Annotated in this window: 10 protein-coding genes; 2 read left to right on the top strand and 8 right to left on the bottom strand. The window is 66.8% G+C overall.

The window, feature by feature from the left end:
- The first annotated feature begins 11 nt into the window (after positions 1 to 11).
- Together PARJ55_RS0104655 and PARJ55_RS0104650 are read left to right on the top strand one after the other, a co-directional pair.
- Positions 12 to 2291, top strand: coding sequence for an NADP-dependent malic enzyme (locus PARJ55_RS0104655; protein WP_028711958.1), 2280 nt, complete (start codon positions 12 to 14; stop codon positions 2289 to 2291).
- A 252-nt stretch (positions 2292 to 2543) separates the two neighbouring features.
- Positions 2544 to 4448, top strand: coding sequence for a propionyl-CoA synthetase (locus PARJ55_RS0104650; protein ID WP_028711957.1), 1905 nt, complete (start codon positions 2544 to 2546; stop codon positions 4446 to 4448).
- A gap of 188 nt (positions 4449 to 4636) precedes the next feature.
- On the opposite strand, the gene aroA is transcribed toward PARJ55_RS0104650, so the two are convergent.
- The 8 genes from aroA to nuoL form a co-directional block, all read right to left on the bottom strand.
- Positions 4637 to 5968, bottom strand: coding sequence for a 3-phosphoshikimate 1-carboxyvinyltransferase (aroA, locus tag PARJ55_RS0104645; protein ID WP_028711956.1), 1332 nt, complete (start codon positions 5966 to 5968; stop codon positions 4637 to 4639).
- A 78-nt stretch (positions 5969 to 6046) separates the two neighbouring features.
- Positions 6047 to 6748, bottom strand: coding sequence for a tRNA (guanosine(46)-N7)-methyltransferase TrmB (gene trmB / locus PARJ55_RS0104640; protein ID WP_028711955.1), 702 nt, complete (start codon positions 6746 to 6748; stop codon positions 6047 to 6049).
- Between the two features lie 37 nt (positions 6749 to 6785).
- Positions 6786 to 8462, bottom strand: a complete 1677-nt coding sequence (locus tag PARJ55_RS0104635) for a ribonuclease J (RefSeq protein WP_028711954.1) — start codon at positions 8460 to 8462, stop codon at positions 6786 to 6788.
- A complete protein-coding gene (locus tag PARJ55_RS0104630) occupies positions 8455 to 9234 on the bottom strand; it encodes a type III pantothenate kinase (RefSeq protein WP_028711953.1) in 780 nt (259 codons plus the stop codon). The genes PARJ55_RS0104635 and PARJ55_RS0104630 overlap by 8 nt, the downstream gene beginning before the upstream one ends.
- A 3-nt stretch (positions 9235 to 9237) precedes the next feature.
- The gene (locus PARJ55_RS0104625) at positions 9238 to 9996 is read right to left on the bottom strand and encodes a biotin--[acetyl-CoA-carboxylase] ligase (protein WP_028711952.1); all 759 of its coding nucleotides are present in this window, start codon (positions 9994 to 9996) and stop codon (positions 9238 to 9240) included.
- The gene (gene nuoN, locus PARJ55_RS0104620) at positions 9989 to 11488 is read right to left on the bottom strand and encodes an NADH-quinone oxidoreductase subunit NuoN (RefSeq protein WP_028711951.1); all 1500 of its coding nucleotides are present in this window, start codon (positions 11486 to 11488) and stop codon (positions 9989 to 9991) included. The genes PARJ55_RS0104625 and nuoN overlap by 8 nt, the downstream gene beginning before the upstream one ends.
- A gap of 9 nt (positions 11489 to 11497) precedes the next feature.
- Positions 11498 to 13039, bottom strand: a complete 1542-nt coding sequence (locus PARJ55_RS0104615) for an NADH-quinone oxidoreductase subunit M (protein WP_028711950.1) — start codon at positions 13037 to 13039, stop codon at positions 11498 to 11500.
- A gap of 1 nt (position 13040) precedes the next feature.
- A complete protein-coding gene (gene nuoL, locus PARJ55_RS0104610) occupies positions 13041 to 15146 on the bottom strand; it encodes an NADH-quinone oxidoreductase subunit L (protein ID WP_028711949.1) in 2106 nt (701 codons plus the stop codon).
- Positions 15147 to 15150 lie beyond the last annotated feature (4 nt).

The raw sequence follows: 15150 nt of genomic DNA, 5'->3' as shown, positions 1-15150 counted from the left end.
AGGGTCTGGCGATGGAAGAACGCAGACAGGACAACGCCCGGCAGGCGGCATTGGATTATCACGAATTCCCGCGCCCGGGTAAGCTTGAGGTGCGCGCGACCAAGCCCCTTGCCAATGGCCGCGACCTGAGCCGCGCCTATTCGCCCGGCGTGGCGGAAGCCTGCCTGGAGATCAAGGCCGACCCCGCCACCGCCGCCCGCTATACCGCACGCGGCAATCTGGTCGCCGTGGTCTCGAACGGCACCGCGGTGCTGGGGCTGGGCAATATCGGCGCGCTGGCCTCGAAGCCGGTGATGGAAGGCAAGGCGGTCCTGTTCAAGAAATTCGCCAATATCGACTGTTTCGATATCGAACTGAACCAGCCCGACCCCGAGAAGCTGGCCGAGATCGTCTGCGCGATGGAACCGACCTTCGGCGCCATCAACCTCGAGGACATCAAGGCCCCGGACTGCTTCATCGTCGAGAAGCTGTGCCGCGAGCGCATGAATATCCCGGTCTTTCACGACGACCAGCACGGCACCGCCATCGTCGTCGGCGCGGCGGCGACCAACGCGCTGCACATCGCCCACAAGCGGTTCGAGGACATCAAGGTCGTCTCGACCGGCGGCGGGGCGGCCGGCATCGCCTGCCTCAACATGCTGCTGAAGCTGGGCGTGAAGCGCGAGAACGTCTGGCTTTGCGACATCGCCGGCCTGGTCCATGAGGGCCGGACCGAGGAGATGACCCCGCAAAAGGCGGAATACGCGCAGAAATCCGACCTGCGCACGCTGGAGCAGGTGATCGAGGGCGCGGATCTGTTCCTGGGCCTGTCCGGCCCCGGCGTGCTCAAGCCCCATATGGTGGCCAAGATGGCCAAGCGCCCGATCATCTTCGCGCTGGCCAACCCAACGCCCGAGATCCTGCCCGAGGATGCGCGCGCCGTGGCGCCCGACGCCATCATCGCCACCGGCCGCAGCGACTATCCGAACCAGGTCAACAACGTCCTGTGCTTCCCCTTCATCTTCCGCGGCGCGCTGGACGTGGGCGCGACCACGATCAACGACGAGATGCAGCTGGCCTGCATCGAAGGCATCGCCGCGCTGGCCCGCGCCACCACCAGCGCCGAGGCGGCGATGGCCTATCGCGGCGAAAAGCTGAGCTTCGGCGCCGACTACTTGATCCCCAAGCCCTTCGATCCGCGGCTGATCGGCGTGGTCTCCACCGCCGTGGCCAAGGCCGCGATGGAGACCGGCGTCGCCACCCGGCCCCTGGACGACATCGCCGCCTACAAGCGCAAGCTGGACGGTTCGGTCTTCCGCTCGGCGCTGATGATGCGCCCGGTCTTCGAGGCCGCCGCCACCGCCAACCGCCGCATCGTCTTTGCCGAGGGCGAGGACGAGCGGGTGCTGCGCGCCGCCAATGCCATGCTCGAGGAAACCACCGATGCGCCCATCCTGATCGGCCGGCCCGAGGTGATCGAGATGCGCGCCGAGCGCGCCGGCCTGCCGATCCGCCCCGGCCGCGATTTCGAGATCGTGAACCCCGAAAACGACCCGCGCTATCGCGACTATTGGGGCACCTATCACGAGCTGATGGCCCGCCAGGGCGTCACGCCCGACATCGCCCGCGCCATCATGCGCACCAACACCACCGCCATCGGCGCGGTCATGGTGCACCGGGGCGAGGCCGACAGCCTGATCTGCGGCACCTTCGGCCAATACAGCTGGCACCTGAACTATGTCACCCAGGTGCTGGCCCGCGACGGTCTGCGCCCACATGGCGCGCTGTCGCTGATGATCCTGGAAGACGGGCCGCTGTTCATCGCCGACACGCAGGTCACCCATTCCCCCACCCCCGAGCAGGTGGCCGAGGCCGCCATCGGCGCCGCCCGCCATGTGCGCCGCTTCGGCGTAACGCCCAAGGTCGCGCTGTGCAGCCATTCGCAATTCGGCAACCTGGACACCGATTCCGGCCGCAAGATGCGCGCGGCGATGGAGATCCTGCATGCGCGCGGCGTCGATTTCATCTTCGACGGCGAAATGCACGTGGACTCGGCCCTGGACCCGGCGATCCGCGAGCGGCTGCTGCCGCATTCCCGGATCGAGGGCGCGGCCAACGTGCTGGTCTTCTCGGGCACCGACTCGGCCTCGGGGGTGCGCAACGCGCTGAAGCTCAAGGCCAACGGGCTCGAGGTCGGGCCGATCCTGATGGGCATGGGCAACCGCGCCCATATCGTCACCCCCTCGATCACCACCCGCGGCCTGCTGAACATGAGCGCGATCGCCGGCACCCCGGTCGATCACTATCGCTAGACGGCAGGGGAAGCTGCGCCAGGGCTCGCGGTGATTCTGCCGCGGCCCTGCGCGGCCGGCCTGATTTTGCAAAATGCCGCGGGGTTTTCAGCCCGACGCAAAGTCGCCGGCGATTTGCAAACTAATTCCCGCGAATGGCGCGGGATTCTGCAAAACTTTTTGTCGCACCCGCGGTTGTGGGCGTTAACATCCTTGCGCCCTGCCTTTCGGCGCGCATAACTCCGGCCCATTCATCCGGGGAGGAGTTGTTTCATGGGATATCGGGAGATCTATTCTGCCTGGCAGGCGGACCCTGAGGGTTTCTGGATGCGGGCGGCCGATGCCATCGACTGGGAGCGCAAGCCCTCGAAGGCGCTGTTCGACGACAAGGCCCCGATCTACGAATGGTTCTCGGACGGGATGGTGAATACCTGCTGGAACGCGGTGGACCGCCATGTGCTGGCCGGGCGCGGCGACCAGATCGCCATCCAGCATGAAAGCCCGATCACCCTTTCGACCAAGGGCATCACCTACAAGCAGCTGCAGGACCGCGTCGCCTCGCTGGCCGGGGCGCTGCGCATGCGCGGCGTCGAAAAGGGCGACCGGGTCATCATCTACATGCCGATGATCCCCGAGGCGCTGGAGGCGATGCTGGCCTGCGCCCGGCTCGGCGCCATCCATTCCGTGGTCTTCGGCGGCTTCGCCGCGAACGAATTGGCGGTGCGCATCGACGACTGCCAGCCCAAGGCGATCATCGCCGCCTCCTGCGGGCTCGAACCGAACCGGGTGGTGCATTACAAGCCGCTCTTGGACGCCGCCATCGACATGGCCCAGCACAAGCCCGAATTCTGCGTGATCTTCCAGCGCGAGCAAGAGGTGGCCAAGCTGGTCGAGGGCCGCGATTTCAACTGGCACGGCTTCCAATACGGCGTGAAGCCCGCCGAATGCGTGCCGGTCGAGGGCAACCACCCGGCCTATATCCTCTATACCTCGGGCACCACCGGCCAGCCCAAGGGCGTGGTGCGCCACACCGCCGGCCATCTGGTGGCGCTGCAATGGTCGATGACGAATATCTACAACATCGCGGCCGGCGACCGCTTCTGGGCCGCCTCGGACGTGGGCTGGGTCGTCGGCCACAGCTATATCTGCTACGGGCCGCTGATCGCCGGCGCGACCACCGTGGTCTTCGAGGGCAAGCCCGTGGGCACGCCGCATCCGGGCGTGTTCTGGCGCATCATCCAGAACCACCGCATCAAGAGCTTCTTCACCGCGCCCACCGCCCTGCGCGCCATCCGTCGCGAGGATCCGCAGGGCGAGTGGATCCGCCGCTACAAGCTGCACGACCTGCAAGCCCTGTTCCTGGCCGGCGAGCGCGCCGACCCCGACACGGTGAAATGGGCGCAGGAGCACCTGGGCGTGCCGGTGGTGGACCATTGGTGGCAGACCGAGACCGGCTGGGCCATCGCCGCCAATCCTATCGGCATCGAGACCCTGCCGACCAAGCTGGGCAGCCCTTCGGTGCCGATGCCCGGCTATGACGTGCAGGTGCTGGACGAGGCCGGCCATCCGGTGCCCGCAGGGACCTTGGGCGCCATCGCGGTCAAGCTGCCGCTGCCGCCCGGCACGCTGCCGGGGCTGTGGAATGCCGAAACCCGCTTCCGCAAATCCTATCTCGAGCATTTCCCCGGCTATTACGAGACGGGCGACGCCGGCTATATCGACGATGACGGCTATCTCTACATCATGGCGCGCACCGACGACGTGATCAACGTCGCCGGACACCGGCTGTCGACCGGCGCCATGGAAGAGGTGCTGGCCAGCCATCCCGCCGTCGCCGAATGCGCGGTGATCGGCGTGGCGGACAGCCTCAAGGGCCAGGCGCCGGTCGGGTTCCTGTGCCTGAAGGCCGGGATCGCGACGCCGCATGAGCAGGTGGCGCGCGAGGTGGTCAAGCTGGTGCGCGACAAGATCGGCCCGGTCGCGGCTTTCAAGTCGGCCTGCGTGGTGGACCGGCTGCCCAAGACCCGCTCGGGCAAGATCCTGCGCGCCACCATGGCCAAGATCGCCGACGGCGAACCGTTCAAGACCCCCGCCACCATCGACGACCCGGCGATCCTGGACGAGATCCGCGAGGCGCTGGCCGGGCTCGGCTATCCCGAGGCTGCCAAGGCGGGCTAGGCCGCGCCCGGCGGCCACGGCCGCATGATGGGTATTTGAGCAACAGAGAAAGACCACAGGCGGCGCCCCATCCGGCGCCGCTCTCCTTTTTTCTTTCTTGTCGCAGTATCCTCGGGGGTTGGCCATTGGTCCGCCATCGGTCCGAGGACCAATGGACAACGGGGCAGACAGCCCCCGGCCGCGACGGATCAGTCGATCCGGGCGCCGAGTTTTTGCATCAGCGGCAGGAAATCCGGGAAGGACGTGGCGATCGGGCCTCCGTCATCCACGCTGATCGGCTGCTCGGAAGCGAGGCCGGCGACCAGGAAAGACATGGCGATGCGGTGGTCGAGATGGCTGGCGCAGGTAGCGCCGCCTTTCAGCCCGCCCTTGCCGTGGACGGTCATGGTGTCGGGCGTATCCTCGACCTCGGCGCCATTGGCGCGCAGGCCGACCGCCATAGCGTCGATGCGGTCGCTTTCCTTGACGCGAAGCTCGTGGACACCCTGCATCACCGTCTTGCCCTCGGCAAAGCAGGCGATGACCGAGAGGATGGGGAACTCGTCGATCATGCTGGCGGCGCGTTCCACGGGCACGGTCACGCCTTTCAGCGGGCCGTGGCGGACGACCAGGTCGGCGACCGGCTCGCCCCCCTCCTCGCGTGGGTTCTCGAAGCGGATGTCGGCGCCCATTTCCAGCAGCGTGACATAGAGCCCGTCGCGGGTCGGGTTGCGGCTGACGCCCGGCACCCGGATCTCGGATCCCGGCACGATCAGCGCCGCCGCCACCGGGAAGGCGGCGCTGGAGGGATCGCGCGGCACCGCCACCGGCTGCGGCTTCAGCTCCGGCCGGCCCTTAAGGGTGATGACATGGCCCTCGTCGGTCGTCTCGGCGCGGATGCTGGCGCCGAAGCCGGCGAGCATACGCTCGGTATGGTCGCGGGTCGGTTCGGATTCGATCACCACCGTCTCGCCCGGCGCGTTCAGGCCCGCCAGCAGCACGGCCGACTTGATCTGCGCCGAGGCCACGGGGGTCTTGTAGCGCACCGGCACCGGGTCGGCCGCGCCCTTGATCGTCACCGGCAGCCGCTTGCCCTCACGCGCCGTGACCTCGCAGCCGAACAGTTCCAGCGGGTCGGTAACCCGGCCCATCGGGCGGCGCGACAGGCTGGCATCGCCGGTGAAGGTGGCGGTGATGGGCGTCGTGGCCATGGCGCCCATGATCAGCCGCACGCCGGTGCCGGAATTGCCGCAGTCGATCACGCCCTCGGGCTCGGCAAAGCCGCCGACGCCGACGCCGTTGACCTTCCATTCGCCCTCGCCCAGACGCTCGACCCGGGCGCCGAAGGCCCGCATGGCCGATGCCGTGTCCAGCACGTCCTGGCCTTCCAGCAGGCCGGTGATATGCGTCTCGCCCACCGACAGCGCGCCGAGGATCAGGGCGCGGTGGCTGATCGACTTGTCGCCCGGCACCTTGGCCTCGCCCGACAGGGGACCCGAGCGGCGGGCGGTCATCGGCAGCGGTTCGGCGGAATGTGACATGAAGGCCCCCTCGTGCTTGTCGCGCAAGGTGATAGCGGTCACGGGCGGGGGTTGCAATCGGTGGCGATCAACGCCGCTTCAGCCCCCGCGGCGGAAGGTGACGTAATGCGGCACCCGGCCCTCGCGCAGCGCCTTCTGCTCATAGCGTGTGCTGGGCCAGTCGTCCCAAGGCTCCGGGCCTTCGCCGATCAGCTGGAACCCGGCCTGCGGCACCTCCTCCAGCGTCTGGCGGACGTAATCGGGGATGTCGGTGGCGACGCGGAATTCGGCGCCCGGCTTCATGACGCGGGCGAGCGGGATCAGATGCTCGGGCGTCACGAAGCGGCGGCGGTGATGGCGCGCCTTGGGCCAGGGGTCGGGATAGTTCAGGAACGCCTTGCTGATCGAGGCGTCGGGCAGCACGTCCATCAGGTCGCGCGCATCGCCGGGATGCACACTGACATTCTGCACGCCGGCATTGCGGATCTTGCCCAAGAGCATGGCGACGCCGTTGATAAAGGGCTCGCAGCCGATGATGCCGATCTCGGGATAGCGTGCCGCCATGTGCACCATATGCTCGCCGCCGCCGAAGCCGACCTCCAGCCAGACCGGCCGGTCGTCGCCGAAGATCGCCGCCGGGTCGATGGGCTTCCTCTCGGGGTTCTCGGCGAAGGTGATGCCGCGCGGGCGCAGCTCGCCCAGATCCTCGGAAAGATAGCCCTTTTGCGACTGGCGCAGGGTCTTGCCGTGGCGGCGGCCGTAGAAATTGCGACGCGGAGGGTTCGGATCGAATTCACTCATGCCCGCGCCCATGCCTCGGGCGCGGGGCAAGGTCAAGTCATTCCGCAGCCAGGCGCGAGATCACCACCGTCACCTCGGGCTTCTTGCCGATCTCCTCCATCGAGACCTGCCGGGTGATCTTGCGGATCGCCTCCTCCAGCCGGTCGTCGTCCATCACCGTGCGGTCGTCGGCGCGTTCCAGGAACTCGGCCAGCTCGGCCTCGATATTGCGGGCCAGCGGCACGCCGGCCCGGCCCTTCTCGGGCAGGCCCGAGAGCTCCACCCAGGCGTCGGGCAACGGCGTATCGTCCTCGTCGATGATGACCGAGACCATGGCATGGCCGTTCAGCGCCATGCGGATGCGGTCGCGCACCACCCCGTCCATGGCGCCGATCAGCACCGTGCCGTCGAGATAAATCCGCCCGGTGTCGATCTGGTCCACCACCCGCGGCGCCTCGCCCGACAGGTCCAGCATGGTGCCGTTGGTCGCCACCACCGAATGAATGCCGCGTGCCTCGGCCAGCTTGGCATGTTCGCGCAGATGCATGTGCTCGCCATGCATCGGGATGACGATCTGCGGCTTCAGCAGGTCGTGCACCGCCTCGATATCCGGACGGTTGGCATGGCCCGAGACGTGATAGAGCCCGTCATCGGCGTCATGCAGGTCCACGCCCATTTCCGAGAGCGCATTCATGATGCGGATCACCCCGCGCTCATTGCCGGGGATGGTGCGCGAGCTGAACAGGAAGCTGTCCCCGTCCTTCAGCTGGATGCCCAGATAGCGGCCGCGCGAGAGCTGGGCGCTGGCGGCGCGGCGCTCGCCCTGGCTGCCGGTGACGATCAGCATCACCTTGTCGCGCGGCAGCTCCGAGGCTTCCTCGGGGCTGATGACCGGGGGGAAACTGGTCAGGATGCCGGTCTCGACCGCGACGGTCACCATGCGGCGCATGGCCCGGCCCAGAAGGCAGATCTTGCGGCCGGCGGCGATGCCGGCCTCGGCCAGGGTCTTGAGCCGGGCGATGTTGCTGGCGAAGGTCGTCGCCACCACCAGCTGCCGCTGCGCCATGACGAAATCCAGCAGCGGATTTGCCAGCACCGCTTCGGACCGGCCGGGATGGGGCGAGAAGACATTGGTGGAATCGCAGGTCAGGACCTTGATCCCCTGCCCCTCGTTGGCAATGTCGTGCCACAGGATCGGGTCGAAGGCCTCGCCCACCACCGGGGTGCCGTCCAGCTTGAAGTCGCCGGTATGCACGATCCGCCCCGCCGGCGTGTCGATGATCAGCGCCGAGCTTTCCGGGATCGAATGGCTGATCGGGACGAATTGCACCCGGAACGGGCCCACCGTCACCGCATCGGGACGCGGCGCGTGGATATGCAGCTGATCGACCGGCTGGCCGGCCTCCTCCAGCTTCAGCCGCGCCAGCGCGCCGGTGAAGCGGCGGCAATGCACCGGCTTTTGCAGCTTGGGCCAGAGCAGGCCAAGCGCGCCGACGTGATCCTCGTGCCCATGGGTGATGAAGATGGCGTCGATGCGGTCGCGATTGGCTTCCAGCCAGGCGACATCGGCCATGATCAGGTCGATGCCGGGCGAAGAATCCATGTCGCCGAAGGTCACGCCCAGATCGACGACGATCAGCCGTTCACGCCCCGGCTGGCCATAGCCATAGACATAGGCGTTCATGCCGATTTCGCCCGCGCCGCCCAGCGGCAGATAGATCAGGCGCTCAGCCATTGCCCATCTCCTTGTTGTAATCGTGGATCAGGCGCAGGCCGTGCATGGTCAGATCGTCCTCGATCGCGTCAAACAAATCAAACCCCTGGTCGAACAGCGGCGCCAGCCCGCCCGTAGCGATAACCTTCATCGGCCGGCCGCGTTCCTCGCGGATCTTGTCCACCACGCCCTGCACCAGGCCGATATAGCCCCAGAAGATGCCCGACTGGATGCAGGACACCGTATTGGTGCCGATCACCTTGGCCGGCATGGTCACATCGACATGCGGCAGGCTGGCCGCGCCCATATGCAGCGCCTCCAGCGACAGGTTCACCCCCGGGGCGATGACGCCGCCGACATAGGCGCCGTCGGTATCGACCACGTCGAAGGTGGTCGCGGTGCCGAAATCGACCACGATCAGGTCAGGCCCGTGCCGCTGGAACGCCCCCCAGGTGTTCACCAGCCGGTCGGGACCGACCACGGTGCCGAAATCCACCCGCGGCGCCACCGGCAGCAGGCAGTCGGGCTTGCCGACCACCAGCGGGCGGGTGTCGAAATAGCGGTTGCAGAGCACGCGCAGGTTGAACACCACCCGCGGCGCGGTCGAGCTGATGATGCAGGCATCGATGCTCAGCTCCAGCTTCTGCAGCGAGATCAGCGTGGACAGCCAGACGAAATATTCGTCCGCCGTGCGGCGATGGTCGGTCGAGATGCGCCAGAGGCCCACGAATTTCTCGCCGTCCCAGACCGAAAAGACCGTGTTGGTGTTGCCGGTGTCGATGCAAAGCAGCATGGGCTAAGCTCCGAAATAGACGTCGGCGGCGGGAATGACCTGCCGCCCCGCCGGGCCGCGCAGGATCAGCGCGCCGCTGTCGTCGATCCCCTCGAAGATGCCGTGGCTCTCGGTCGCGCCGGTGCGGGCGGTGATCGGCTCGCCCAGCCGGGCGGCGCGGGCCAGCCAGGCGTTGCGGATCGGCGCAAAGCCATAGATGTCCAGCTGCGCCTGCCAGCGCGCGAAGGCCGGCGCCAGCAGGTCCAGGAAATCCTCGGGATCGACGACATGGCCGGTCTCGCCCAGGACCGAGACCGGGGGCGTCGCGCCCGGCTCGACCGCCGCCGCATCCGGCGCGGCGGCCAGGTTGACGCCGATGCCGACCGCGACGGCCTGCACGCCCGGACCCGAGCCCGCGCTTTCCAGCAGGATGCCCGCCACCTTGCCGCCGTTCAGCAGCACGTCGTTCGGCCATTTGATCGCCAGCCGGACCGAGGGGCCGCAGGCATCGCCAAGCGCGTCGTAAAGCGCCAGCGCCGCCAAGAAGGACAGCTGCGCGGCGGCCAGCGCCCCGCCCTGCGGCCGGACGACCAGCGTCCCGGCGAAATTCCCGGCCGGCATCACCCAATCCCGACCGCGACGGCCGCGGCCCGCGAATTGCTCGCGGGCCATTACCCAGGCCGGCCCCGAAAGGCCGGGCGCCAGCCGCAACGCCTCGGCATTGGTGCTGTCGGCGCGGGCCAGCACATGGCGGGCCACGCCTTCGGGCCAGGCGTCACTCACCTTGCGCGGGCTCGGCTTGCGCGGATTCGGCCGGCTGTTCGGCCGCGGCGACCGGGCCGACCAGAGTCTCGGCGGCGCGGCCGGCGGCGGCATCCACGCCGAACATGCTGATCGCACCCACCAGCATGGCCAGCGCCGGCAGCATCAGCGCCAGATATTGCACCGCACCCATGCGCGAGGTCATGCCTTCGGTCTCGGCGCCGAAATACATGTAATAGACGATGCGCAGGTAATAGAAGGCGCCGATGACCGAGGCGATCACGCCCAGCACCGCCAGCCAGCCCATGCCGGCATCGACCGCCGCCGTCAGCACGCCGAACTTGGCGAAGAAGCCCAGCGTCGGCGGCACGCCGGCAAGGCTGAACATCAGCACCAGCATGGCCAGCGCCTTGACCGGATCGGTCCAGGCGAACCGGTTCAGCGCGGTCAGATCGGTGACCGGCACGCCGTCGCGCTCCATCGACAGGATGAAGGCGAAGGTGCCGATGTTCATCACCGCATAGATGGTCATGTAAAGCAGCATGGTCTGCACGCCGATGGCGGTGCCGGCGGCAAGGCCGACCAGCGCGAAGCCCATATGCGCGATCGAGGAATAGGCCATCAGCCGCTTGATGTTGGTCTGGCCGATCCCGGCGATCGAGCCCAGGAACATCGACATCACCGCCAGCGCCGCGACGATCTGGCTCCAGTCGCCGATGACATGGCCGAAGGCGTCGAAGACCAGCCGCGCGATCAGCGCCATGGCCGCGACCTTGGGCGCGGTGGCGAAGAAGGCGGTCACCGGCGTCGGCGAGCCCTCATAGACGTCCGGGGTCCACATGTGGAAGGGCACGGCCGAGACCTTGAACGACAGGCCCACCAGCATGAACACCAGCCCGAACAGCACGCCCAGCGACAGGTGGCCGCCCTGGATGGTCGAGATGATGCCCTCGAATCCGGTGGTCCCGGCAAAGCCGTAGACCAGCGAGGCGCCATAGAGCAGCAGGCCCGAGGAAAGCGAACCGAGGACGAAATATTTCAGCCCCGCCTCGGAAGAGCGCACCGAATCGCGGCGCATGGCGGCGACGACGTAAAGCGCCAGCGATTGCAGTTCCAGCCCCATGTAGAGGGTCAAGAGGTCGCCGGCCGAGACCATGAACATCATGCCCAGCACCGCCAGCGCGACGATGATCGGGAACTCGAAGCGCAGCATGTTGCGGCGCTGCATGTAATCGGCGCTCATCGCCAGCACCCCGGCGGCGGCGACCAGCGTCACCACCTTGGCAAAGCGTGAAAAGCCGTCGTCGATGAACATGCCGTGGAAGGCGGTGCCGTCGACATGGTTGCCCAGGCCCACCATGGCCGCGACGATCAGGAAGGCCGCGACCGTGACCCAGAGCAGCGTGCGCGCCAGCCTGTCCTTGCCGAGATAGGCCCCTGCCATCAGCGCGGCGAGGGCGTAACCGGCCAGCACCACCTCGGGCAGAATGGTCGAGAAATCGAGCGAGGTCATATCCGTCCCCTAGTGGCTGGCTTGGGCCGTGGCGACGGGCGCCGCCGGCTGGCTCTGGTTGTAGTCTTGGACGAGTGCTGCGACCGCCGGGCCGGTCACGTCGGTGACGAGCCGCGGATAGACGCCCAGGATCAGCGTCATGGCGATCAGCGGAACGAATACCCAGCGCTCGCGCGGCGTCATGTCGGTGATCGACTTCAGGCTTTCCTTGATCAGCTGGCCCAGCGTCACCCGGCGATAGAGCCAGAGCGCATAGGCCGCCGACAGGATCACCCCCGAGGTCGCGACCAGCGCCACCCAGGTATCGACGCGGAAGACCCCCATCAGCGTCAGGAACTCGCCCACGAAGCCCGAGGTGCCCGGCAGGCCCACATTCGCCATGGTGAAGAACATAAAGACCGCCGCATAGGCCGGCATCCGGTTCACCAGCCCGCCATAGGCGTCGATCTCGCGCGTGTGCATGCGGTCGTAGATCACGCCGACGCACAGGAACAGCGCGCCCGAGATGAAGCCGTGCGACAGCATCTGGAAGATCGCGCCGTCGACGCCGATCTGGTTCGCGGCGAAGACGCCCATGGTCACGTAGCCCATATGGGCGACCGAGGAATAGGCGATGACCTTCTTCATGTCCGACTGCGCCAGCGCCACCAGCGAGGTGTAGACGATGGCGATGGCCGACAGCCAGAAGACATAGGGCTGGGCCACGCCGCTGGCGACCGGGAACATCGGCAGGCTGAAGCGCAGGAAGCCGTAGCCGCCCATCTTCAGCAGCACCGCCGCCAGCAGGACCGAGCCGGCGGTCGGCGCCTGGACGTGCGCGTCGGGCAGCCAGGTATGGACCGGCCACATCGGCATCTTCACGGCGAAGCTGGCGAAGAAGGCCAGGAACAGCAGCATCTGCATGCCGCCGACCACCGTCATGCCCAGCAGGCGGAAGTTGTCCGACGGGAAGTCGAAGGTCAGCAGCGTCGGAATGTCGGTGGTGCCCGCCATGCGATACATGGCGATCATCGCCACCAGCATCAGCACCGAGCCGAGGAAGGTGTAGAGGAAGAACTTGAAGGACGCATAGATGCGGTCCTTGCCGCCCCAGATGCCGATGATCAGGAACATCGGGATCAGCCCCGCCTCGAAGAACAGGTAGAACAGCACCAGGTCGAGCGCGGTGAAGACGCCGATCATCAGCCCTTCCAGCACCAGTAAGGCGATCATGTATTCCTTGACCTTGTCCTCGACCGCCCAGGTCGAAAGGATGGTCAGCGGCATCATGAAGGTGGTCAGCAGCACGAACAGCACCGAGATGCCGTCCACGCCCATCTTGTAGCGCAGCCCCATGATCCAGGCGTGATCCTCGACGAACTGGAAGCCCGTGTTCGCCGGGTCGAAGCGGAACAGCACGAAAAGCGAGATCACGAAGGTCGCGCTGGTGGTCAGCAGCGCCAGCCACTTGGCGTTGCGGGCCGCCGCCTCGTCCTGGCCGCGCAGGAACAGCGCCATGATGATCGCGGCGACGATCGGCAGGAAGGTGATGATGGAAAGAAGGTTCGTCATGTCAGTGCGCGCCCCGCATCATCACCCAGATCAGCAAGCCCACGATGCCCAGAACCATCGCGAAGGCGTAGTGGAACAGATAGCCCGATTGCACCCGGACCGCCGCGCGGGTCAGCCGCGGGATCAACCCCATGGCCACCCCGTTGATGGTGCCGTCGATGACGGCGCCGTCCCCGCCCTTCCACAGCGCACGGCCAAGCCATTTCGCCGGGCGGACGAAGATGAAGTCGTAGATCTCGTCGAAATACCATTTGTTGAGCAGGAACTGATACAGCGCCGGCTGCTGCGCCGCCAGCCGCCGCGGCAGCGACGGATTGGCGATGTAGAAGGTCCAGGCGGTGATCAGCCCCAGCACCATGGCGATGAAGGGCGAGACCTTGACCCAGGCCGGCGCATGATGCGCCTCGTCCATGATATGGTTGTCGGGATGCATGTAGATCGCACCGCCGACCGGGGCCGCGACCTCGGCATGGGCGGCCTCGTCAGTCGGCTCGCCCTCGGCGGTATCGGCGGCGACATGCTCCACCGGAGCCTCGGCGGTCGCGTGCTCCGCTTCCCCGCCCTCGGCCGCTTCGTGATGCGCGCCGGCGATGTGGAAATATTCCGTCACCTTGTGATGGTCGCCGAAGAAGGGACCATACCAGACCATGCCGGCAAAGACCGCACCGATGGCCAGCACGCCCAGCGGGATGGTCATCACCGGCGGGCTTTCATGCGCATGGTCATGGGCATGATGGTCGCCGCGCGGCTTGCCGTAGAAGGTCAGGAAGATCAGCCGCCAGCTGTAGAAGCTGGTGAAGCAGGCGGCGATCACCAGCAGCCAGAAGGCATAGCCGCTGCCGGCATAGGCGCTTTCGATGATCGCGTCCTTGGACAGGAAGCCGGCGAAGCCCAGATGGGTCAGCGGGATGCCGACGCCGGTGATGGCGAAGGTGCCGATCATCATCGCCCAGAAGGTCAGCGGGATCTTTTTCCGCAGCCCGCCATAGTTCCGCATGTCCTGCTCATGGTGCATGGCATGGATCACCGAGCCGGCGCCCAAAAACAGCATGGCCTTGAAGAAGGCATGGGTCAGCAGGTGGAACATGGCCGCCGAATAGACGCCGACGCCCGCCGCCACGAACATGTAGCCCAGCTGCGAGCAGGTCGAATAGGCGATGACGCGCTTGATGTCGTTCTGCACCAGGCCCACGGTCGCGGCGAAGAAGGCGGTGGTGGCGCCGATGATGACGATGAAGTTCTTGGCATCCGGCGCGAATTCGTAAAGCGGCGACATGCGGCAGACCAGGAACACGCCCGCCGTCACCATGGTCGCGGCGTGGATCAGCGCCGAGACCGGGGTCGGGCCTTCCATCGCGTCCGGCAGCCAGGTGTGCAGCAAGAGCTGCGCCGATTTGCCCATGGCGCCGACGAAGAGCAGGAAGCCCAGCAGGTTCGCGGCGTTCCAGTCGCGCCACAGGAAATGCATCTCGGTCTGCGCAAGCTGCGGCACCTGGCGGAAGATCTCGTCGAACTGGACCGAGCCGGTCAGCCAGTAAAGGCCGAAGATGCCCAGCAGGAAGCCGAAATCGCCGACCCGGTTGACGATGAACGCCTTGATCGCCGCGGCATTGGCGCTGGCCTTCTTGTAGTAGAATCCGATCAGCAGATAGGAGGCGACGCCCACGCCCTCCCAGCCGAAGAACATCTGCAACAGGTTGTCCGCCGTCACCAGCATCAGCATGGCGAAGGTGAAGAACGAGAGATAGGCGAAGAAGCGCGCCTTGTAATGCTCGTCATGCGTCCAGTTGTCGTCATGGGCCATGTAGCCCAGCGAATACATGTGCACGAGGGCCGAGACGGTGGTCACGACGATCAGCATGATCGCGGTCAGCCGGTCCAGCCGGATCGCCCATTCGGCATGGAAATCGCCGGTCACGACCCAGTCGAGCACCGGAATGTGCCGCGGCACGCCGTCGAAGGACAGGAACAGATACCAGCTGATCAGGCAGCTTAGGAACAGCACGCCCGTGGTCAGGTATTGCGCGGCCTTCTCGCCGATGGCGCGCCAGCCCAGCCCGGCGATCAGCGACGCGATGAGCGGCGCGAAGAGGACGAATTTTTCCATGCTC

The organism is Paracoccus sp. J55 (assembly GCF_000513975.1).
GTDB lineage: Bacteria > Pseudomonadota > Alphaproteobacteria > Rhodobacterales > Rhodobacteraceae > Paracoccus.
This window is presented reverse-complemented; position numbering and strand designations above follow the sequence as displayed.

Bases quoted from the DNA above. Each gene is read 5' to 3' on its own strand.
- PARJ55_RS0104655 (WP_028711958.1), top strand. From the start codon at position 12: ATGGAAGAACGCAGACAGGACAACGCCCGGCAGGCGGCATTGGATTAT.
- PARJ55_RS0104650 (WP_028711957.1), top strand. From the start codon at position 2,544: ATGGGATATCGGGAGATCTATTCTGCCTGGCAGGCGGACCCTGAGGGT.
- aroA (WP_028711956.1), bottom strand. From the start codon at position 5,968: ATGTCACATTCCGCCGAACCGCTGCCGATGACCGCCCGCCGCTCGGGT.
- trmB (WP_028711955.1), bottom strand. From the start codon at position 6,748: ATGAGTGAATTCGATCCGAACCCTCCGCGTCGCAATTTCTACGGCCGC.
- PARJ55_RS0104635 (WP_028711954.1), bottom strand. From the start codon at position 8,462: ATGGCTGAGCGCCTGATCTATCTGCCGCTGGGCGGCGCGGGCGAAATC.
- PARJ55_RS0104630 (WP_028711953.1), bottom strand. From the start codon at position 9,234: ATGCTGCTTTGCATCGACACCGGCAACACCAACACGGTCTTTTCGGTC.
- nuoN (WP_028711951.1), bottom strand. From the start codon at position 11,488: ATGACCTCGCTCGATTTCTCGACCATTCTGCCCGAGGTGGTGCTGGCC.
- PARJ55_RS0104615 (WP_028711950.1), bottom strand. From the start codon at position 13,039: ATGACGAACCTTCTTTCCATCATCACCTTCCTGCCGATCGTCGCCGCG.
- nuoL (WP_028711949.1), bottom strand. From the start codon at position 15,146: ATGGAAAAATTCGTCCTCTTCGCGCCGCTCATCGCGTCGCTGATCGCC.